24 protein-coding genes are annotated in these 21,176 nt (G+C 41.8%); 13 read left to right on the top strand and 11 right to left on the bottom strand.

What is annotated here, in order from left to right; all coding sequences use genetic code 11:
* The first annotated feature begins 14 nt into the window (after window positions 1–14).
* The 4 genes from ACLIIY_RS21895 to ACLIIY_RS21880 are packed head-to-tail and all read left to right on the top strand — an operon-like array spanning window position 15 to window position 3,805.
* Window positions 15–1,031 (top strand): major capsid protein, encoded by a 1,017-nt coding sequence (locus ACLIIY_RS21895; protein ID WP_024701757.1) that lies wholly within the window; start codon window positions 15–17, stop codon window positions 1,029–1,031.
* A 2-nt stretch (window positions 1,032–1,033) separates the two neighbouring features.
* A complete protein-coding gene (locus ACLIIY_RS21890) occupies window positions 1,034–1,459 on the top strand; it encodes a hypothetical protein (RefSeq protein ID WP_024701758.1) in 426 nt (141 codons plus the stop codon).
* Window positions 1,401–2,492: a phage portal protein family protein gene (locus ACLIIY_RS21885; RefSeq protein ID WP_025818511.1), complete on the top strand. Its 1,092-nt coding sequence runs from the start codon at window positions 1,401–1,403 to the stop codon at window positions 2,490–2,492. Before ACLIIY_RS21890 ends, ACLIIY_RS21885 begins: the two co-directional genes overlap by 59 nt.
* Complete coding sequence (locus ACLIIY_RS21880) at window positions 2,480–3,805, top strand: phage head morphogenesis protein (protein WP_025818510.1); 1,326 nt, start codon at window positions 2,480–2,482, stop codon at window positions 3,803–3,805. The genes ACLIIY_RS21885 and ACLIIY_RS21880 overlap by 13 nt, the downstream gene beginning before the upstream one ends.
* 31 nt (window positions 3,806–3,836) lie before the next feature.
* Here ACLIIY_RS21880 and ACLIIY_RS21875 read toward each other — a convergent pair whose 3' ends face one another.
* Window positions 3,837–4,571 (bottom strand): HIRAN domain-containing protein, encoded by a 735-nt coding sequence (locus tag ACLIIY_RS21875; protein WP_025818509.1) that lies wholly within the window; start codon window positions 4,569–4,571, stop codon window positions 3,837–3,839.
* Window positions 4,564–5,490: a hypothetical protein gene (locus ACLIIY_RS21870; protein WP_025818508.1), complete on the bottom strand. Its 927-nt coding sequence runs from the start codon at window positions 5,488–5,490 to the stop codon at window positions 4,564–4,566. Before ACLIIY_RS21870 ends, ACLIIY_RS21875 begins: the two co-directional genes overlap by 8 nt.
* 205 nt (window positions 5,491–5,695) lie before the next feature.
* Here ACLIIY_RS21870 and ACLIIY_RS21865 point away from each other — a divergent pair, with 205 nt between their 5' ends.
* Together ACLIIY_RS21865 and ACLIIY_RS21860 are read left to right on the top strand one after the other, a co-directional pair.
* The gene (locus tag ACLIIY_RS21865; protein WP_025818507.1) at window positions 5,696–5,965 is read left to right on the top strand and encodes a hypothetical protein; all 270 of its coding nucleotides are present in this window, start codon (window positions 5,696–5,698) and stop codon (window positions 5,963–5,965) included.
* Between the two features lie 157 nt (window positions 5,966–6,122).
* On the top strand, window positions 6,123–7,181 hold the full coding sequence (locus ACLIIY_RS21860) for a DNA-methyltransferase (protein WP_031419451.1): 1,059 nt from the start codon (window positions 6,123–6,125) through the stop codon (window positions 7,179–7,181).
* 38 nt (window positions 7,182–7,219) lie between these two features.
* On the opposite strand, the gene ACLIIY_RS21855 is transcribed toward ACLIIY_RS21860, so the two are convergent.
* Complete coding sequence (locus tag ACLIIY_RS21855) at window positions 7,220–9,499, bottom strand: phage tail tape measure protein (protein WP_025818506.1); 2,280 nt, start codon at window positions 9,497–9,499, stop codon at window positions 7,220–7,222.
* Window positions 9,500–9,640: 141 nt separating this feature from the next.
* Window positions 9,641–10,087, bottom strand: a complete 447-nt coding sequence (locus ACLIIY_RS21850) for a hypothetical protein (protein ID WP_025818505.1) — start codon at window positions 10,085–10,087, stop codon at window positions 9,641–9,643.
* Window positions 10,088–10,206: 119 nt separating this feature from the next.
* On the opposite strand from ACLIIY_RS21850, the gene ACLIIY_RS21845 reads away from it, so the two are divergent.
* Window positions 10,207–11,466 carry a phage tail protein I gene (locus ACLIIY_RS21845; protein WP_025818504.1) on the top strand — a complete coding sequence of 420 codons (1,260 nt, stop codon included), beginning with the start codon at window positions 10,207–10,209 and terminating at the stop codon, window positions 11,464–11,466.
* A complete protein-coding gene (locus ACLIIY_RS21840) occupies window positions 11,459–12,871 on the top strand; it encodes a phage tail-collar fiber domain-containing protein (RefSeq protein WP_025818503.1) in 1,413 nt (470 codons plus the stop codon). Before ACLIIY_RS21845 ends, ACLIIY_RS21840 begins: the two co-directional genes overlap by 8 nt.
* A gap of 118 nt (window positions 12,872–12,989) precedes the next feature.
* Here ACLIIY_RS21840 and ACLIIY_RS21835 read toward each other — a convergent pair whose 3' ends face one another.
* The 7 genes from ACLIIY_RS21835 to ACLIIY_RS21805 are packed head-to-tail and all read right to left on the bottom strand — an operon-like array spanning window position 12,990 to window position 18,848.
* A complete protein-coding gene (locus tag ACLIIY_RS21835; protein ID WP_434529395.1) occupies window positions 12,990–13,553 on the bottom strand; it encodes a type II secretion system F family protein in 564 nt (187 codons plus the stop codon).
* Entirely contained in the window at window positions 13,546–14,787 is a 1,242-nt protein-coding gene (locus tag ACLIIY_RS21830; RefSeq protein ID WP_045418426.1) for a CpaF family protein, read from the bottom strand. Before ACLIIY_RS21830 ends, ACLIIY_RS21835 begins: the two co-directional genes overlap by 8 nt.
* Window positions 14,780–15,931 carry a hypothetical protein gene (locus tag ACLIIY_RS21825; protein ID WP_045418424.1) on the bottom strand — a complete coding sequence of 384 codons (1,152 nt, stop codon included), beginning with the start codon at window positions 15,929–15,931 and terminating at the stop codon, window positions 14,780–14,782. The genes ACLIIY_RS21830 and ACLIIY_RS21825 overlap by 8 nt, the downstream gene beginning before the upstream one ends.
* Window positions 15,932–15,936: 5 nt before the next feature.
* Window positions 15,937–16,419, bottom strand: a complete 483-nt coding sequence (locus tag ACLIIY_RS21820) for a hypothetical protein (RefSeq protein WP_038890821.1) — start codon at window positions 16,417–16,419, stop codon at window positions 15,937–15,939.
* Complete coding sequence (locus ACLIIY_RS21815) at window positions 16,394–17,644, bottom strand: type II and III secretion system protein family protein (RefSeq protein ID WP_171369957.1); 1,251 nt, start codon at window positions 17,642–17,644, stop codon at window positions 16,394–16,396. The genes ACLIIY_RS21820 and ACLIIY_RS21815 overlap by 26 nt, the downstream gene beginning before the upstream one ends.
* Window positions 17,598–18,377 carry a hypothetical protein gene (locus ACLIIY_RS21810; RefSeq protein ID WP_045418420.1) on the bottom strand — a complete coding sequence of 260 codons (780 nt, stop codon included), beginning with the start codon at window positions 18,375–18,377 and terminating at the stop codon, window positions 17,598–17,600. Before ACLIIY_RS21810 ends, ACLIIY_RS21815 begins: the two co-directional genes overlap by 47 nt.
* A gap of 9 nt (window positions 18,378–18,386) precedes the next feature.
* Window positions 18,387–18,848, bottom strand: coding sequence for a prepilin peptidase (locus tag ACLIIY_RS21805; RefSeq protein ID WP_434529394.1), 462 nt, complete (start codon window positions 18,846–18,848; stop codon window positions 18,387–18,389).
* Window positions 18,849–20,002: 1,154 nt separating this feature from the next.
* On the opposite strand from ACLIIY_RS21805, the gene ACLIIY_RS21800 reads away from it, so the two are divergent.
* From ACLIIY_RS21800 to ACLIIY_RS21780, 5 genes are read left to right on the top strand one after another with little or no spacing between them, the layout of a single operon-like run.
* Window positions 20,003–20,200 (top strand): Flp family type IVb pilin, encoded by a 198-nt coding sequence (locus ACLIIY_RS21800; protein WP_434529393.1) that lies wholly within the window; start codon window positions 20,003–20,005, stop codon window positions 20,198–20,200.
* Between the two features lie 35 nt (window positions 20,201–20,235).
* The gene (locus tag ACLIIY_RS21795) at window positions 20,236–20,430 is read left to right on the top strand and encodes a Flp family type IVb pilin (RefSeq protein WP_045374446.1); all 195 of its coding nucleotides are present in this window, start codon (window positions 20,236–20,238) and stop codon (window positions 20,428–20,430) included.
* Window positions 20,431–20,465: 35 nt separating this feature from the next.
* The gene (locus ACLIIY_RS21790) at window positions 20,466–20,660 is read left to right on the top strand and encodes a Flp family type IVb pilin (RefSeq protein WP_045374443.1); all 195 of its coding nucleotides are present in this window, start codon (window positions 20,466–20,468) and stop codon (window positions 20,658–20,660) included.
* Window positions 20,661–20,690: 30 nt separating this feature from the next.
* The gene (locus tag ACLIIY_RS21785; RefSeq protein WP_102778554.1) at window positions 20,691–20,882 is read left to right on the top strand and encodes a Flp family type IVb pilin; all 192 of its coding nucleotides are present in this window, start codon (window positions 20,691–20,693) and stop codon (window positions 20,880–20,882) included.
* Between the two features lie 42 nt (window positions 20,883–20,924).
* Window positions 20,925–21,119 (top strand): Flp family type IVb pilin, encoded by a 195-nt coding sequence (locus tag ACLIIY_RS21780; RefSeq protein WP_434529392.1) that lies wholly within the window; start codon window positions 20,925–20,927, stop codon window positions 21,117–21,119.
* Window positions 21,120–21,176 lie beyond the last annotated feature (57 nt).

Raw genomic sequence — 21,176 nt, 5'->3', positions numbered from 1 at the left:
GAAAGAGAGAAGTCATGGATATTATCGACCTGTTCCGCAGCTATACGAAGCTGGATGTTTGGGGTGAGTTCCTAAACAAACAAAAGAAATTAAAACCCGTACCGATGCCAGTTCGCAATACGGTGTTTGGTCCTGCTCAGCTATGGCATGACGTGTCGCTGCCATATTCTGAAATCAAAGACACCACCACAAACGTGCCTGTGGTTCGTCGTGGTACTGCTGCCCTTGTCTTGAAATCGGAAGGTACAACCGTAAAGGCTATCGAACCACAAGGTTTTGTTATGTCGCACTTTGCCACCGCAGCTGAGCTGAACAACTTAAAAGCATTAGGGATGAAAGCCACAAAACAATGGTTTGATTCGAAAAATGCCAACATGCTACGCCGCGTTTACAAGGGTATTGAGGCGATGTGTGCCATGGCGCTTTCAGGCAAAGTGGAATATCCAATGAAAGCTGAAGGTGGTGAGATTGAACTGGAAGTCTACGACTACGGCCTTACCGAAGAGTACAGCGCGGCTGGCACCATCGACGTATCATCGACAGATACCACCATTAGTCAACTGTTTAAACTGCTGCAAAGCATGGCCGAAAAAATTGAAGACAACGGCTATGGCAGCAAGCTGTTAACCTACGCAGGTCGCGATGTTTACGCGCGCATCATGGACATCGCTTCAGGTACGAATACTCGCAACATCAGCATTGAAATCGCTGAAAACGAGATCACCATCGGTGGTTACAAAATTCAGCGTATGTCTGGCAAGTACCATACCTATGTGGGTGGTGCAAAAACCATGGTGGATAAAATCGACGCTGAAGCACTGTGTATGATTGACCTTGATGCTGGGCACGATTTCTACTACCTGGCGATTGATGATCTCGATGCAGGTTTGAAAGCACTGCCGTTCTTCTCAAAACCGCTTAAATCAGAAAACCCAAATGGCGCAGAAATTATCGGTCACTCAAAACCCGTACCGGTTCCAGTGGTGGCGGCGATTTGTTGGTGTAACGATGCAATGGGTGGCGGTGCATAACGATGACACTAGACGAACTAAAAAGTCTAGTAACACCAGAGGGCGTCCAACGCGCCCTCGATAATCAAATTTATGACAGCCTCGTCTACGGTGATGGACACAACATCACCGACTCTTGTAACAGCGCGGCTGTGTGGTGTTACGGCTACCTAGCCAAAACAGGCAACATCAACCGAGCGTTTAATGCCTCTGATAAAGAGGTGCTGTCTGCTGCCATGGTGCAAATGGCCATCTATAAATTAGGTGCGCATCACTTCTTCAATCTTGAAGACCCTGAAGAGCTGGCATACGCGCTCATCGATTCCATTCTTGGCATTAACAAAGATGACACTGGCACATCCACCTACGTCGGAGCCGCAGTAGCAAAAGATGAAAAATCTAACATTGTTCACAAACCTGGTTGCAGGTTTGCCTTCTGGCGTCATTGAAGACTTCTATCCCCAACCGACAGAGATTGGCTCTGAGTCTGTCAATGTCACCAACTATTATTTTGGTGCGATTCGAGCCATGATGCTCGATGACCAAATTAGCTCGGACGTGGACATGCGCCATGCGTTCGCTTCTCAAATTCCGTTCATTATCGAAGGCTCACAAACCGACATTGCTAACGCAAAAGCCATTCTTGGTGAGTTAGATATAGAAGATTTGATGCTGCGTATGCTGACAGCTGCAGAGTTTGGATATCGCCCCGTCGAAATAAAATGGGAACAAGACGGCGCAAATGCCATTCCGGTGGAGTCCGAAGCCAAGCGTCCTGATAGCTTTTACATTCTACGTGACGGTGGTGTTGCGTATCGAAACACCTATGGCGAAATTCAGCCAGTGCCAGCAGGTCGCATCATTCCAGTGACACGAGAACGCACCAGCGACAAACCCTATGGGCATTCAATTCTGGAACCACTCTGGCCAATTTGGCAAACCAAGTGGGTCAACTGGGCTAACCTAGAGCGCCTTGGTGAGAAGTATGCCATCCCTAATGTAGTGGCGTTAACCGAAAGTAATAATGAGACCTCATTGCAAACTGTGGCGGATGCATTGGCTCCACTGCAGAACGGTGATGTTGCGGCAGTCAGTGGTGTCGCCAGTATTGAAGTGCTCAACCCACAAGGAAAGGTTGATGAAATCTTGAATGCGATTAAATACATCGATAACAAGATCACTTATCGCCTTACAGGACAAACCCTGTCATCGGGTAACCAGAAATATGGCTCTCGCGCTATGGGAGAAACGCACCAGCAGAATGCGTTCTTCTATGCCAAGGCGGATGCAAAGATGGTGTTCAAAGCGCTCAACCAAACGTTATTCAAATGGATATTCCAGGCGAACAACATGAATGGCCGTATCCGCATGCGAGTAGACGATAAGAAGTTTAAAGCGCTTCTCAAGTCTGCTGTCACTGATGAAGATGGCACCATTCAATTATCGGACCCAACGGAGGCGAAACATCTATGGCTGTTCTAACAGACGTGGAGCGCGCTGAAAAAGACAACCTGACCAAAATGGAGCGCCTCGAAAATGAGGCGCTTTCTTTTACGGCCAATAAATTGTCCAGAGCAATCACTAGCGCAATCAAAAGTGGTAATGTCGACATCAATGCGTTCATGAGCGCATACACGGCAACGTACACTAATTCAATGATGGTAAGTTGGCTGCTAGGTCAAGTGCATATCATCAAACAAATCGATGCCAACATCGAGCTGGCCAACGCACCTATTACCCTTGCTGTTGACCCTGTACCATTCCAAGAAGCCATTGATGCGCTGTCATCAATGATACCTGCAGACAGCAAAACCTATCGACAGACCGAAGCGTCGATGAAGTTGCGCGCTTTTACCATTGCCAATGTATCGAGTCTCGATGCTGTCAATCGAGTGAAGAAGCTTTATGAAGATGCATTAAACGAAGGTCAAAGTCGTTCAGAGGTGCTTCGCAACCTGGATGCGTATCTTGAGCAAGTCGGCATTGCAGAGGCAAATCCATACTGGCTTGAACTGCATTATCGCAACAACATGATGACCGCATACAATGCTGGGCGATGGACGCAGATTGCAGACAATGATTTGGTCGAATTCCTGGTCTACACATCGGTGATGGATGATGGCACCACCAAACTCTGCAGAGAGTTGGACGGCGTGGCCAAACCAAAGAACGATGAGTTTTGGATTGAGTTCTATCCACCAAACCATCATAAGTGCCGAGGTACGGTATCGGTGCTGACCAGGGAGCAATACGACAAACTGCCATCAAGCAAGAAGTCGCAATACACCAAAATCACCATTAGCTCTATGCATGAAAACGACACGTTTTCTAAAGAGCATCAGTTTAGAAGTTCGCCCCTTGTATCGATGCAAGCCTTACCAGAGTCCTTGGCTACCAGTGCTCAAGAGTACGGTCTTACCAACAAAGTGCTGAGCTACTCATATGAACAAAGCAAATCCGTTATCCAAGAACAAATCAATCAAGCGGCTAAAAGCAGAGTATCCACTGCCGTTCTCGACAAGGCAATTAAAGAAACACCAGAGCTCAATCCGTTCAAAGAAAAATTAGCCGGCACAAACTTGGATGATGTTGATGGCATCCTGTTTGGCTTTGATGAACTTGATGGTGATGAGTGGCTGCCGACGCTGCAGTACCAGGTTGCATTAGATAATCAGCACGTAGCAGTAATGTTGGTTTCTGCGTTTGAAGAATCGAGCGTTTATAACGTGAAGTATTTCACCAAAGGCGAACTAGCCAAGCTGCAAGCCGAGTTTGTTAAGTTGGATACGAAGTAATAAAAAAGGGCCAGATTACCGGCCCTTCTCGTTACACTAGAAATTTATATTCATCTTGCGTTGGGAGGGTATTATCCCCATCAACAACATGCCCACTGATTTTGCAAAGTAGCCGATAGTTCATAGGGGCATCTTTCGCAATGTTTTCTACTGATACAATGAGATCGGTTGACTTAGTTAAAAGAGCTTTGATGTCTCGCGCTAGATATCGAGGACAATAGCCTACAATTTCCGCAGGGTCTTCTGCTCTAACAATTACCGCATGGTTGTCATATTCATTTTGACAATCTAGACAAAGTCTTAACTGTTCACCTTGTTCTAAAGCGTCGATTCGGCGTTGTGCCGATTTAGATAAGTGACTAACACCATGTAAGAAAAAGTAGTGTTCAAAAGAACCACTTTCATTGATATTAATACGACGAAACATTTGAAGTTGATCTGTACCTCTCATGCCACCAGATCGAGCTAAAATATTTACTGGTGTAACTTCATCATCTTTAAGTCCTAACCATTTAATAAAGCGAGGATATTCAGGTCTTCTCTCTGACAATAGACGATTATGAAATAGAGGAAACAATTCAATAGATACATACGATGTATGTAAGTCTTCCATTCCGCTAAATGGGACAAAGTTTGAGGAACTTGTCGCACCTTGTGTGTAACGAAATTCAAAGCCTTCTTGTGTATCAGTAAGGGCCCCAACGACATGCCAGTCTCTTGTATCTGGCGATTGCCAAGCTAAGTAAACCGGATTGTTTTTAGTCATCTGTTAGTAACCTATTTTTGTTTTCAAGTACCATTTGTAACGCAAACTGTTTTGCTGTGTCAGTTATCACTTCTTCTGGAATCTTATCAAAAATTTCGTGGATTTTATCATCACTTAATCCTTCAAGTCTGCTGAGCCAAAATTTTTTAGCTTCTTCCCTTTTTTCTACCGCAGTAAAAAATGCATCAGTAGTTAGCATTGGCTTTTTGTCGGTTTTGAATTTAAATAACTCCGAACGAGCCTTTCGTACAAACTTACCAACAGTCCTGTTTTTATCTTTTGTCTTTAAACGTTCATCACGTTCAATATCTAACAACTCTCTACCTAAGCTTGCAGCATGATCGTAAGTTTCGCACAAATATTTTTCTTTAGATTCGATATCCATCACGATAGCCCAGTTTTCATGATGTCTATCCTGATTACTAATCAAAGCATCTAACAAAAGATAGCCGCAAAAAACATCACCCGCATTTAATCCATCAATACAATCCCATCCCTTGGGAGGTTGCACGTCTGTTCTATCTAGACAACCAAGAACCCTGCTTATGGTATGTTCTTTCACTCGAACAAACTTTTGGTTTTGCTCCATTGGAACTGGGTAATTTAAAGGACTATCGGCATGTAAAACTTCATTACCCATGATCATTCGATTTGAACTTGGGATTACGTTTGGTGACACGACGCCCATACGTTCATTAAGCATCATTTGAGCTATTTCGTAAGTTACATGAGGTATACCCAGTTCTTTACATAGTTCCTCAGCAATTTTTTCAGACCAATGCTCTCCCGTATTTTCTCTGGAATACTTAAAAAGCCAGCGTCTTGTCCCACCTTTAAACCAAAACCAAAATTTTTCTTTGGTCCCCAATTGCTCCAAGTCATCAGGGCTAACATATAAGCGTTTAATTTCAAAGGTCATAACGTTGAAATGTTGGATGGGTAATTTTTATCAATCTATCAAAATTAATCAAACTAAACCAGAAATAACACATTAGGGGTTATCAATAAGTGAACTTGCTCAGCATCAATATTGTGGCGCTTAGCCCCAATAATGACTGGATGGTATTTGTCACGAATGTAATGGTTCGTGGCAATTTAGAAACACCCAATAAGGTCTATTTCATATGTTGTTTGATATTAAAGAAAACCAACAAATCCTCATTAAAGCTATTTTAAACGCCGTTAAAAGCAACCAACCAAGAGAAAGTGCCTGTGACGTTGCATTCTATGTAAACCCAACAATGCACCAAGTAACCTCTGTAGGTATGATGTTCATCGTTGAACAATTGAAGGTGCTTGGCGCAATCAAAAGTATAGATGGATCTCTTGCTCTGACTTTTGAGGGTGGTGATTTGTTGCACAAGCTATCAGCAGTAACACTGACCACTGTGTAACTATACAGTAATTCTGTGATAAGCTGTTTCTGTGTTTTGATGCCTTGAGTACCTGAGACCCAGTAACGCTGGAGAGGAAGCATTGAAACGCCGCCAGTCTCATTTGAGGCTGGCGGCTTGCTTTGTATTCAAGGCTCTTTTCAATAAGGAGACCAGAATGCACAAACACACCTTACACAACAATCAATTGACCCTCGTTAATGCTGATTGCTTACAGCACCTTAAAACACTTGATGACAACTCTGTCGATCTCATTCTTACCGACCCACCGTATTTTAGAATCAAAGCCAATGCATGGGATAACCAATGGGCAGATGTCGAAAGCTTTCTTGCATGGCTTGATGAAGTGCTAGTGGAATTTTGGCGTGTACTAAAACCCAACGGCAGCTTGTACCTGTTCTGTGGTTCGACGCTCGCTGTAGATACAGAAATCTTAATGCGTTCTCGCTTCGAAGTGCTTAACCACATTATTTGGGCTAAGCCGTCAGGGCCGTGGAGACGAATGCATAAACCTGACCTTCGCAAGTTCTTTCCTTCAACGGAACGTGTGCTATTTGCTGGTCACTATGGTTCGGAAGGTTTTGCTAAAGGTTCTTCTGGATACGCCACTAAATGTAAAGCACTGAAACAGGAAGTGTTTAAACCACTAATTGACTACTTTGCTAATGCTCGTAAAGAACTGGGCATTACTGCAAAGGAGATCAACCATGCTACCAACTCTCAGATGTGCTCGCACTGGTTCAGCGCAAGCCAATGGAAATTGCCAAGTGAACAACAGTACAAGCAGCTGCAGGCGTTATTCAAGGCGAAAGCTGGAGAGCTAACCAAAAGCCATCAAGAGCTGCATACGCAATACCAATCGTTGCAGGAAACTTACCAGACTTTGGTTAAAGAATATGATGATCTAAAAACTCAATATGAAACGCTTCGTCGTCCGTTCTCAGTGACAGCAGACGTACCTTATACCGATGTTTGGCAGTTTGAGCCTGTACAGTATTATCCTGGTAAACATCCATGCGAGAAACCAGCCGCAATGCTTGAGCATGTTATTACGACAAGCAGCCGAGAAGGTGATGTGGTACTTGATGCGTTTATGGGAAGTGGATCAACAGGTAAAGCGTGTTTAAAGCTGGGACGTCGGTTTATCGGTATTGAGTTTGAAGAGGAAACGTTTGATACAACGTTGAAGCAGTTACAAGCGCTTAGCGCAGAATAAGAGGTAATAGAAAGGCATCGGCGCTAACCGATGCCTTTTTAATGTTCCAGGTAATCACTAGACTGCATGATGTCTGACATGGCATCACGTAGCTGCTGTTGAAGCTCTGGCGTCATGTTTCTAAGTGCGGTCACGATGCTGTCAGACAGTGCCTGGGCTTGCTCTTCGGAAGCGCCAGTGAGTTCAACTGTGATTTGAGGAGTGAACTCGATTTGAATCATTGGTGCCGTAGGTTGTCCTGTGACCATGGCAGTGTCGTTCGAACTATCCACTAAATTTTCGACACGCTTAACATCGTCCGATTTATCATCGCCAAACCACTCATCCCACACATCCATCAACCCAACTTTTTTAGGGATGATATTTTGATCGAACCCAAGATACCCAGTTTCATTAGTCTTAAAGCCAAAGATGGATGCTCGGTCATCGCGGTCATCTGATCTATCTATCTTAACGGGACTAAAATCAGGCATGAGTGATAGACCATACATAGCCGTACCACCACTTACTATACCAGTGCCAAGCTTAAAGCGACTTAACATACCCGTGCCTCTTGTGGCAGTAGCGCCTAAAGCACTCTCAGCACCTGCGCCTGCCGCTACGTCAATCGTCTTACCTGTAAGCCAACTTAAAATTTTACCTCTCGCTTTCCATGCAAGGGCTCCGCCAGCCCCTAACGTTGCGGTCTCAACTGCGCTAGAAACATGCCCAGCTATTGGATTTTCAATCACAAAGTCAGTGAAAGTTTTGCTTAAGTCTTGAATGGCCGTCGATAAGCTATCCTGAGATTGGATTAAGTTTGCAGTGGATTCATCAACGACAGATTGTGAAGCTCGTCCTGCGTCTGCAAGTTTTTCCGCTTCTGTTCGGGTGCTTTGAGCAAGCTCTTTTAGGTTAATTTCATGAATAAATTTTTCTGGATTAGCAGCTCCTTCAGTCATCCCTGTAAGGCCTTTTACCCCAATATCCTCACTAAGTATTGTTCCGCCTGCGGCTTCCAAAATAGGCTTGATAGCTCCTCGGTCATGTTCCATTACAGGCATCAAGCTCTTCATAAATGCAGTGTAGGCATCACCAGAGTCTTGACCTGTAGTGACAGCATGACGCAAACGCAATGCTGCCGTAAGAACGTTCTTGCGCTCCTTCTCATCAGAGATGGCTTCAATAGCCCCTGTCGTTTTGTCATCACCAACTAGCTTGACGAACTCTCCTTGCTCTTTAAAGCGTACTTGGAAGAGTTCTTTCATGCCGTCAGCGATCTTGTCGTAGTTCCAAACTCCAGCCTTACGCCCTGCCGCTAGCGATGCAGCAAACTTATCTAACGACATGTCATCGCCAAGAAGAGGCGAATACTCTGCAAAAGTGTCTAAGAGATCATGGTTTGCATCACCACTAAATTGTCTAACCGACATGACCGCTTGAGCTGCTTCATCAATGCTGACATTAAATGATTTAGATGCAGTGGCAATTGAACGACTTAACTCTTGTGGGTCAAGGTCTGGAAATACTTGGTTAATTCGCACGGTGGCAGCAGTCAGTGCATTCGTTTCTTTATCATCCAGTCCTTGAGTTCGAGCCAATCCCATGGCCGTGAATATATCACCGCTGGTGGCACCATCTGCAACGAGCGATGCTCTGAACTTACGCTGCTCGTCTGACTTTAGCTCAGATATGTCTGTGTTAGTTTGAGCTGCGTACATGAGCATGTGCTTTGCCATGTCGTTACCACGATAAAGCGTATAACCAGCTGCAGCAGTGATACTGCCAATCACGCCGAGCTTGTCGCTAAGACCTTCCATTTGAGCACTGGCATCACCAAACTTATTGAGCGCTTGAGTCTGCTCTTTGAGAGCTTTGGTGGTCTTTTCAATTTTATTCTGCAGCTTAGTTTCATCGGCAGATAGGTTGCTTAGATCTAATCCTGCATCTGACAATGTACGGCGAAGGCGTCTAGTTTCTCTTTCGTGTTCACGCAAGCTTGCAGTTGTATCACGGTCTTGTCGTTCCAGTTTTTTAAGTGCATGTTCCTGACGCTCAATTTCCTTTGTGTCACCAACCTCCTTTTTCAACTTTTTTAAAGCGTCCTTCTGTTTTGTTATCTCATCTTTGTTTTTAATCTGTTGTTTCTGCAAATCGCCCAGAGCTTTTTCTGCTTTCTTGAATTTAGTGATGTCGCCCGTCATTTTTTGAAGTTCTTCAACCTCTTTACCAAGGCGCTTAGTCTCTTGCTCAATAGCTTTAGATTTGCCAGAAAATTCATCTTGAATGCCTACAAGCAACTCAAGAGCATAGCCATTACTTTGTTTGCTTATTGACATTGTTGAACCTCTCTATTAAATAAGACATCTCATGCCAATTCATTCCCATTAGCTCAGAAACCGACACATTCATTTTTGAGTTTTTATTGGATAGCGATTCAAACGCCTGGTTGAATATCTCACTACTCATTCGAGCCAGGCTTAAGCCTTTCCCAACATGTGCGACACGTTTGCGTAATCCTTAACGGCCAGCGAATCAACAATGCAGTCAACAGGTAATTGAGCACTTTCTGTTAATACTGCCTCAGTGACACGAATGAAATTATCCTCTTGAATAGTTTTCATATCCAGAACACCAAATCGGCAAGTATCAGCGATAAAGAAGGCGCGAACGGCATCAATATACACGCTGTCAAATTCACCAATTGACCATTGCTCTGCATGAATGCGATCTCGAATAACAGCCTCTCGTTCTCGAACCATGCAATCATAAACTTTGTTGTTGTATGTAATTGGAGCTCTCAGTGGGCAGATATCGAACTTAACCATGCACTGACCAATGATTGAATCCGTCATTTGAACTGGCTTCGCTATATCGAGACTCGATATTTCTGTTGTCGATGTTTCATGTTTAGTTTCTTCAGTCATGTTTTAAACCTCTTTAAAAGAAGCTTAAAGGTACTTTTAAATCCGTAGTGAAAATGTCAATTGCCACGCGCGCGCGATAAGAATAGTTAAGATTTTGGCATCAAATATTGGAGTGAATCATGCTGCCAAAAATCCTAAAAAATGACATTCGAATGCAAGCACTCTATGAGTTGACCGTCGAAGAATTTAACTCATTGCGGACTGTGATAAAGCGATTGGACATCATGGATGTCTATAACGTCGATGCGTCGTTTTTACCCTGGCTTGCGTGGTGGTTTCGAGTTGATGCGTGGGATGATGAATGGAGCGAAGAACGTCAAAGAGAATCGATAGCAAATGCTCTTATTTTACGTAAGTACAAAGGTACAGTATGGGCTGTAGAGCACGCACTGGAGCTATCTCTATTCGATGCCGTCGTTGTACCGTGGTACGCAATGGTCCCCGAAGGTACGCGAGGCACATTCCGCATCGATGCAGTACCAAGTGATAGTCGCAGTCTAACTCAAAGTGACTACGCAACGTTTATCACTCTCACTGAAAGCAACAAGCAAGGTTCGCAGCATTGGAAGGGCAATATCAAGCACGACCCAAGTCTAGGCTCTGCATATGCAGCGCCAGTCATCCGAACTCGCAAGCGCTGGGTGTCAAAAAGCATTATGCCATTGTATGTCTCCGATATATCTATCGAACCAACAAGCGCGAGCATTCGCGAACATGAGGGGACGATTTCAGTGTCTACAACGGTAAGCATGAGTGATGGCACAACAACACATGACGTGCGGTATGAATCCAGTGACCCTAGTATCGCCACGGTGAGTGATGATGGCCAAGTGTCTTATGTTAGTGAGGGGATTGTAACTATCTCTGCAATATCAACGTTCGATGACATCAGTCGAGCTGAATGCGAAATAACCACCATTGCCATTACTTTTGTTATGACTGTTGGTGCAGGCACCTCAGCGGTTGGCTTCAGTTCATCTAGTTCAAGTTTTGGTGAATTGGAACCAAAAGACTGGAATGAAGGTGCTGGCACAGAAACCCGACGAGTTCACGTTGATATCGACACATTACAACTCACGCGAAGTGCCGCATCGGTTGGTACTCTCCTTTACAACAAAGACTACACGGTTGGAGCTGCGTTTTCGACATCTGCGCCTACATATTGGGATCTAAAATGGAACGAGTATGAGGCTGTTAAATTTGAATTCGTTGATGTCGGAGGCAATGAACGTATGAGCAAACCTATCCCGTTTTCAAGTGTGGGAGGCAATTACAGGATTGATGAATCTAACTACGATTTAGAAACCTTCAATTGGTTGTATGACCGACGAAATCAAGATGTATATATTTATGTAAAGGACGGAAGTGACGATGTCTAATGATTACTTTTCTTATGTGACCAACGTCGGTGTTGAAAAAATTGAAAAAGCCTACAACGCAGGTGAAACCATCAATTTAATCGAGATGGCCATTGGGGATTCAAATGGTGCTTATGTAGTGCCTGATTCTAGTTTCACGAACTTGGTCAATGAATTTGCACGAGTAGCACTCAATGATGCATCTACAGATGGCCACTTGATTCATGTCATTTCATACATCAAACCCACAGCGGAAACAGCGGAAAAGACGCTACGCGAATACGGTATTTATGACGATGAAGGGGACATGATTATCTACGGAGCGTATCCTGAATCATTAATCCCTAGTCTCGATAGCGCAGAGTACCTTCAGCTAGAAGTTGAGAACATCACAGAACTAGAGAACGCTGATGTTGTGAATGTGACAGTAAGCCCTATAGTTCCTTACGCAACCGAAACTGAAGCAGGCATCGCCAAAATTATCAATGACGATGATGTTGAAGCTGGTGTTGATGACTCTAAAATACTGACTATTTCAAAGATGCTTAAACGTGTCGCAACTAGCGTTAAAGCAGGCGTAGCAAGATTTGCAACCAGTGCAGAAGCTATCAACGGCACTGACACATCAACGATGTTGAATCCTAGCTCTGGCTTAGCTTTGTTAAAGTCTCGCATTTCAAGCGCATTAGATGGCACGAGAACGGATTACACAGCAAGTGAATATGCACTGAGCCAAATAAACACAAAAGCAAGTAACGCTCAAAGCACAGCGGATAACGCAGTAAATTTAGCTAACGCCGCACAAGACACTGCCGATAATGCGACGGACTTGGCCAATGCAGCTCAAGACGATCTTGATGCTTTCAAAGCCGAAGACAACCCATTCCCTCAGTATCTACACAATGACGAACATGCCACGCAAGCGCAAGCAGAGGAAGGCACTAGCGCGGGTGTTTGGATGTCACCGCTTCGTACTGCGCAGCACTTCCTATCTAAGTTGTCTGATAAAATCGATGGGACCAGTCATGAATTAGCGGCGTCTGAGTACGCGCTCGGTCTAGTGAACGCTAAAGCTCAAGAAGCTCTTGATGATGAAAAGCTACATTGGGTTAAGGTTGCATCAGGGAGTTGCTCTATCCCTTGGAAGAATGGAACGACAGGAGTACTGGCTGGGACGATAGAAACAGGTTACTCAGTAAGCTCTCGCAAACACTATACAGGGCGATTCAAAGTTAACATTTTATCAGATGGCACTGCTGAATCATCCGATCCAACGAACTGTTGGTGGTCGTTCAAAGGTGAACCAAGAGAAGTGACATATTGGAGTGGCACGCCGCAAGTAGTTATAGATGTGTATGCGTATGGTGCAGGCTTAGTCAGCGGCACTGGAGGTACAAGTTGGGAATTATGGGAATTGCAGGCATAAATTAGCTAGAGATGAGGGCTATTGAATTAGCTCTCGTATCTCACTAAATCCCGCTAAATCCCGCTAAATATCACTTAAATTTGCGGAATTTGATTGTTATTTTTGGTTTTCGGGCTTGTTATTTTTGGTTTTCCGCCGTCACTTTGTAGGGATAGATTTTTTCACCTGCAATCAACGCTTCTTCCAGTGTGTTTCCTGCATGCACCTGTTTGATGATTCGTTCAAACTCGATACGAATCTTACCAACCGTGTGGCGCGACGCTGATTCAATTGCTGAAATAATTGTCTTACCAGACAACAAGTTCCTACTGATCATCCGGAGTGAAAAGGCAAACTTATCTTCGAAGTAGTTACTAAGCTTCAAATGGTACTCTTTCAAAATCAGCAAACTACCAATCGTTATCACAACACCTACGAGAATCAGTGTGATGAAATAAGATAAATCAAACGTCTCACTTACGAAAATCATAAAAGCGACGTAAAACAAGATAACGCCACAATGCAAAACGAAAGCACCTAGACCATAGATTTCAAAGAAGATAACCAGGATGTTCTGGCTCAAGTACTTAATATAGAAATCGTTGATCTCTTTTTTGACTTCATCAAACTTACTGGCTTCCTCAAGTTCAGGAAGCTCAGCGTCTTCAATGTATTCGTCTATTTTGTTGCTTCGATTAAACATCAGTAAACACCAACGCGAGTTCATTTTCCAAGCCCGCAGCCTTCACTTTTCGCTCTAGCAAAGTGGATTTGACCTCGTTTACGTGATCATCTTTTTTGTGGTCATAAACGAATAGGTCTTGCGTGGCGATAACACCTCCATCAAAGTTACCTACTTCCGTAATATGAGTGATTTTCCGTCGACCATCGATAAGGCGACTGGTTTGAATGATGATGTCTACAGCTTGGCTTATCTGCTTTTTGATAGATTCTGGAGACAAGTTACTTGCCGTCATCATAATCATGCTTTCCAAACGAATTAGCGCATCTTTGGGGTTATTCGAGTGAATGGTCGACATCGAGCCATCGTGACCAGTGTTCATCGCTTGAAGCATCTCGAAAGCCTCGTCACCACGACACTCACCTACGATAATTCGGTCCGGGCGCATACGTAGAGAGTTAATAACAAGAGAACGTATTGAAACCTCCCCCGACTCTTCACTACTCGCAGGACGAGATTCAAGACGAACAACGTGCTCATGTTGCAATTGGAGCTCAGCTGCATCTTCAATGGTCACGACTCGATGACCTTCGTTGATTTCGTTGGAGCAAGCGTTAAGCAATGTCGTTTTACCCGAGCCAGTACCCCCAGAAATGATGATGTTTGCCGCAGAGCGAACCATTACACTCAAATAAAGCGCCATCTCCTCAGTCATCGACTCGTATCGAACTAAGTCAACAATATCGAGCTTATCTTCGCGAAATTTACGAATCGAGATGCTACAACCATCTAAAGCAATTGGGGGAACAATGATGTTTACACGGCTCCCATCCGGCAGGCGCGCGTCCACCATTGGTGAGCTTTCATCAATGCGTCGGCCAATAGGAGATACGATTTTTTTCGCTATACGTAAGACTTGATCTTCGTTCTGAAAAACCACATCGTAAGCACGACTAATTTTGCCGTTACGTTCTACAAACGTCTCCGTTAAGCTGTTAACCATAATGTCACTGATGGTGTTGTCACCAAGCAGATCCTCTAAAGGTCCATAGCCAAAGATGTCATCTTTCACTTCTTTTGTTAGCTTCTGACGATCTGACTCAGTTAGAATGAATGAAGAACTTGAAAGAAATTCATTCACTGTGTTGTAGATGGTGCTACTTTTAATGCTGTCGTCTTCATGTTGAATATCTGTAATATCGATATTATCTAAAACAAACTTTCGGCAGAGCATAAATATTTTTGAATCAATCATTCTTCACCAACCTAGTGATAATTTCGTTCTTACTATCTTTATTTCTAAAAAATCTATTTTTACTATCAGGATTGAATTTATAACTAATTCTTTGACCTGTTTTCTTATAAATACTACTCTTGTCCAACAAGTATCGACTTTCTTTATTCGATTTAATTTGAAACGTTTTTACGTTCGTATCCTTACCTTTAATTTCCTGCTCAATAAGATACTTAAGCATATATACCGATTCTAAAGATGCATCAGTAACCATAGTTATATTATCAGATTTGTTAATAAGCTGCTGATAGAGCTCTATTTTCGTAAAGTAAAAAGGTACATAAATAAATATGTAAGAAAATTCACCATCAAAGATATTGAAAAAGTTCATCAACTGCTCAGCAATTTTGTCAATGGAATGCAATGTGGTGTGATGCAAAACATCAATCGAGAAATAAGAAAAATTTTCATCAACTTTAATGATGTATTCTTCAGCCGCTTTCGCATCGACATTCTCTCCATTGATCAACATATTAATGATCTTAGGGTCTGCTTTTTTACCAATACGCGCGTCTAAAGAGATGCTGAAAACATCTAAGTTGATAAATAAGGTATTTAAGCTTGGCCTTTTTCTGACATAGTCACGCAAATTATCGTATACGTAGTGTAAGACCTTATCACCATGAAGTTGGGTCGTGTCAGAAAGCAAAAACCAGTGGCTGCTGTTTGATTTTACAATTCCGAAAAACCACAAAATCATATTAAATACTTGCTTGGACATATCAGAATAACTGGTGTACTCACTGATACCTTCTGATTTGATGAACCAGTAATAATCTAGATCTTCACGATCACCATAAATGAGTGTCCCCACTCGGCCTTTAGTGACTTCTACGAATTTAGCAAGCCCTTCCTTTTCTCTTAACGTGTCTTCATCACTAATGACGTAAATCTTTGATTTAAAGTGTAGGTTGAATACGTTCTCTAATGACTCGATATCGTCTTGATAATCGATGATTTCAACATTGTAAGCAGAAAAATAGTTCTGAACACGTTGCATGATCTCATTGTTGTTAGAGATAACAATGATCATGTAAGGTGAAAAAGCTTTACCTTTTGCGCTAGTCTGGCTTTTACTTGCTCGTTTTAATTTCTCTAAAATCATTTAAATTACCACAGCTCTAATGAAGAACAGGCCGTTTCATTGGCAAAGTTATCAAGTTCACTATCAGACATTGAGAAATGTCCATATGTAGGGACTTCCCAAACCTGACAATTAACCAGTCGCGTATCACTTACATGTACTTCCCACAGTAGAAGTTGCTTATCATCGTAGTTTCCGATATCAATAAAGTTCGGCGAGAAGTCGTAGATGTTTTCCATATCAATTTTTAATTGATATAGGCGCTCCCTAGACAAATTATCTGTATGATAGACGTTAATTCCATGAATCCAAGAAACACTTTCGTTCTTTATTTCTTGGTTGATCGCCTTTGAAAAAGGAAGAATATATTGAATATTATTTCCTTCAGATATTTCATGGACGATATAAACGTAATCATCTTTTAGTGCACTGCTACATCCAGAAAAGAGTGTCACCATCCCTATCAAAAAGATGTATTTAAATTTAGTTTTCATAATGATATTGAGCATGTTTAATAATATCCTTTACTTCAGGCACGTCATCACCGCCATCTATATTAGTGAATATAGAAAGGGAGGACTTTATATTTACCTTTGGTAGTTTTGGCTGTTCTATACTGTTTTCTACAAAGTTAACTTCTGCAAAGACCATTAACTCAGTTTTATTAGATTGAAAGTTCTCAGACGTAAATAGCGCACCAATAACGGGTAAGTAACCTAAGAATGGAACTTTTGACACGGCTTGCGTCTGACTGTTATCAATCAATCCTGCAAGAACGAAAATATCCCCGTCATTAACGTTGAGCTCTGTATTCACACTCCGAGTGTTGAGCTGTGGAGTGTCATTACCTGCTAAGTTGATAAAACCAGCAATTTGTGATGATGAGATATTCGCTCTTAGGTCAATACTCTGATCTCGTTTGATCTCTGGTTTAAACTCTAACTTGATTCCGTACTCTTTAAATTCAACGTCAACGTTTTCATCATCGTAAGTCAAGACGGGGATTTCACCCCCTGCTTCGAATGTTGCAGTTGAATCGTTCGTGACGATGATTGAAGGCCTTGTAAGTACCGTGGCTAAGTTATTGCGAGATAAAATTCCTATCGTGGCGTTGAGCATTTCACTCGTCACACCATCTATTTTACTCCAGCCAGCACTCCATTGGATGCCAAGATCATCATCAATACTCTTTGACACCTCGGCCATGGTGAGTTTAATTCGCACTTGGCGGTTTTCAGTGATCGTCGTGTTATCAACGTAATAGCTTGAAATTGCACTCCTGATCAGTTCATTAAGCTCTCGCTTTTCGACTTTGTCTTTAACCGCGCCATTGATATAAATTTTCTCCGCGACTTTGACCGCTTCTATGTCCTTGAAGCCTGCGGAATCAAGATATTTATTAAGGTTTTCGGTCTCTTGGTCAGTGTCACGTACCTGAATGACATACTCAGTCGTTTCTTCTTCTCCCTTTACAATGACCTTGGTCTTTCCCGCTTCATGTGCAATAAGATACAAGTTATTACTATCCGTCAGAGTGACATCAACGATCTTGTCCGATCCAACAACGATATCTTTAGGGACATACGAAAGGGACAGATGCCTAGTTTCATTAACAGACATACTTATAAACGTGTCGGCCTGTACATATAAAGACGCTAAGCACAAAACAAAGCCGAGAACGATTTTTCTATTTAATAAAGTTGACATCGTATTTGTAGCTCGAACTAATATCATTTGCTTGAATTTCCTTAGATGAATCAACTTCTAATGTTGAATAATTTTCTAGATTGATACTCTTTTGTGTCACGTTGACTATCTTGAAGTAGCCTAACTGATCGGCTTGCAAATAACGCTCTACCACATCGTCATTGACCGAAAATACAACCGGGCTAAGATTTTCATGATCGCTGTTATGAGGCGCTGCGTTTTGCTCCCCTTCTTGCGATTGGTTTAGTGGTCGAATAAATACATTCTTCGAGAATAGTTTCACTTTTCTGGAGTTTTTATCTCGACCAGAGTTATTAAAATGCCAGTAAACGTCATAGAAATCTGAAGTGAAGTTTTCGATTGAGCTTCTATCCACTCTCAGCACTATATCGGTGAAGTTTTTACTTTTTAGACTTTCAAGGTCATCCAAGGAGATAAACTGTCCAGCGTCCATCTTGTGCTTTAAGATAAAAATCTCCGGATCAAGCAGCTCTTCTTCACCTTCAGTAATGTATAAGCCTTCATCTTCCGGGCTAAAGGTCGCAGGTAGAAGCTCGAAAGAATCACGTGACACCAATGTTCCCGCCTTAGAAGCATTCCTAACGGCTAAAGCAAGCACCGTTTTCTGGACGTTTTGTGGTTCTGCGTTTTCGGTTTCTTCATGATTTGATATCCTGCTTAAATCTTCTGATTTGTAGATACCAACAGCCCCCATCCCGATGATAAAGAGGGCAAGTAAACCAATAGTTTGAAATCTCATGCTTTGCCTTTATAAAAAAAGTGTATTTGAATGTATGACGTAAGATGCAATGATCGGAATCGCGTAAGGAACTCCATTCGAAGAAAAGCCGAATCTATCAAAATAGTGATTAAGGATTTTTAACTGAAGCACGGCAAGCCCGCCGCCAATAAGCGTCATGTGAAATAAAAACAATTTATAATCACTAAACTCAATAAAAATGAGCATAATCATTATCAGTTTTACATCACCCATGCCTAGCAACCTAAATGCACCTAAAGCAAAGAAAAATAAAGATATCGCTATATAGATAGAAAACTTATACCCAGAGATTTGGAATTCTGCGCCACCAAAAAACAGCTCGTAAAGATACTTAACAGACAGTAGTAACAACAAAAGAACAACTCTTTTATTGTATATTTTTCTGTGTTTTACATCTTCATATGAGATGACTAAAAGCAATGTGAGTATTAATGAATTTATAATAACCATTATTCATTTCTTATCCATTCAGAGAGCTATTAACACTTCTTGCCATATCAACCCAAGTTTCGTTCAATGTTTGTAGAAAGCTCGAGCTATCTAATATATATAACAGTGATACCGACATACAAACGCCAATAATCGCGTATTCCACTGAAGTAATACCATCACACGAAAATGCAAGACTGGTGATTTGTTTTTTCATATCGTTCCTTAACCAGAACTCAGTTCTTAATTACTGCTTAATATATTACCCCCAAACCAAGATTAGACTTACACTAATAACATTAATTGTTAATTATTCATGTTATCAACATTCAAATAGTCTTTTTTTGATGTTAACTTAAGCAGGCACAAAAATTAAAAACCAATAACCGGGGTCTATTTTGTTTCGAAATAAACTATATGAGTACATACTCGTACTCTTTGTTAGCTTTTTTGCTTATGCCGTCGTCATACATTTATTAGATTTGCTTAAATACTGGGCATCCATCACTCGTGTTCTAGTTGAAATCAGAGATATCCGATAAGTTTATCCTCTCCCACTTCTCACTATTAATCTCAAACCTCACATGTATAAACCATGAAGGCTGAGTAGAAGAAGCCGTTACACTCCACACTCTCATACCCAGTCATTACTGGGTTTCATCACCTAAACTGGTTAAAATCCCAACATCACAACGTCAATGATGTCTGTCCTCCTCTCAATGTAACTTGAGACAAGCACCACGCTTCAGTGTTAACCATTAATGATTATCAAAGCAAAAGGATTAATTAATTGTCATTGCCATGAATTTTAGAAAGGATGCTACATAAGATTTTCGTGATATCCAACCAAGAAACGGATAAATATAAATTAACAATGATTAACAAATCGAATTAATGGAATATTTTTATAAAAAAGACTAAAAACCCCAAGCGGATATCCATGTTTTTGCCTGATGCATCTCCGCACCGACGTATGAGTACAAATCACACTATTCATTTACTTTAGGCAGATTATTTATTCTAGATTTAGATGAAGTTTTCTTATTAAAAGCCAAATTTTATTAATAACGTGGAGTATTGATTCGATAATCGTCATATTTAAATCGTCTTAGCGAGCTGTGGCTACTTAAAAGCACAGCGAGAAACTTTAAACAACTTATACAATGAGAAACACAATGAAAAAAGCACTAAAGAACTTCCTTTCTAATGAAGATGGTATTACTGCAATCGAGTATGCAATTATCGGTGTCGCTATGTCTTCTGCACTCTTTTACATCTTTGATGAAGGCGGCTTCCTTGAGTCTTTAGAAGATGCTTGGGGAACGATGGAAAAGAACATTAAGAACTCTGGCAAAGTACTAGGCAGCAGCTAATCAATCAAATTAAACAACTTTCAAAAGGTAAATACATGAACGTACTTAAACACTTTCTAAATAACGAAGATGGTATTACAGCAATCGAATACGCAATTATTGGTGTCGCTATGTCTTCTGCACTCTTTTACATCTTCGATGAAGGTGGCTTCCTGGAATCACTAGAGAAGGCTTGGGGTGATATGGAAAGCAATATTAAGAAATCCGGAAACGTACTAGGCAATAGCTAATCAATCAAATTAAACAGCTTTCAAAAGGTAAACAAATGAACGTACTTAAACACTTTCTAAATAACGAAGACGGTATCACTGCAATCGAGTATGCGATCATCGGTGTAGCAATGTCTTCTGCACTCTTTTACATCTTCGATGAAGGCGGTTTCCTTGAGTCACTTGAAGACGCATGGGGCACCATGGAAAAGAACATTAAGAACTCTGGCAAAGTACTAGGCAGCAGTTAATCAATTAAACAGCTTTCAAAAGGTAAACAAATGAACGTACTTAAACACTTTCTAAATAACGAAGATGGTATCACCGCGATCGAATACGCAATCATCGGTGTCGCTATGTCTTCTGCACTCTTTTACATCTTCGATGAAGGCGGCTTCCTTGAGTCGCTAGAGAAGGCTTGGGGTGATATGGAAAGCAATATTAAAAAATCCGGTCAAGTACTAGGCAGCTAGAAACACCTGATGACCAATTCGCTTACAACTAAGGTAATTAACATGAATTTACTGAAACAATTTCTAATTAACGAAGATGGTATCACTGCGATCGAATACGCAATCATCGGTGTAGCAATGTCTTCTGCACTCTTTTATATCTTCGATGAAGGCGGCTTCCTTGAGTCACTTGAAGATGCATGGGGCACTATGGAGAAGAACATCAACAAAGCTGACAACATCCTTGGCAGCTCTTAATTACCATCCTGTCTAAACAAGGGAGCCTATATGGCTCCCTTTTTAACTTTCCGCCTA

It is taken from the genome of Vibrio sp. K4, assembly GCF_051122595.1.
Classification (GTDB): Bacteria; Pseudomonadota; Gammaproteobacteria; order Enterobacterales; family Vibrionaceae; genus Vibrio; species Vibrio owensii.
Note: the sequence above shows the minus strand (reverse complement) of the source record. Positions and strands in the feature narration are given on the sequence as shown.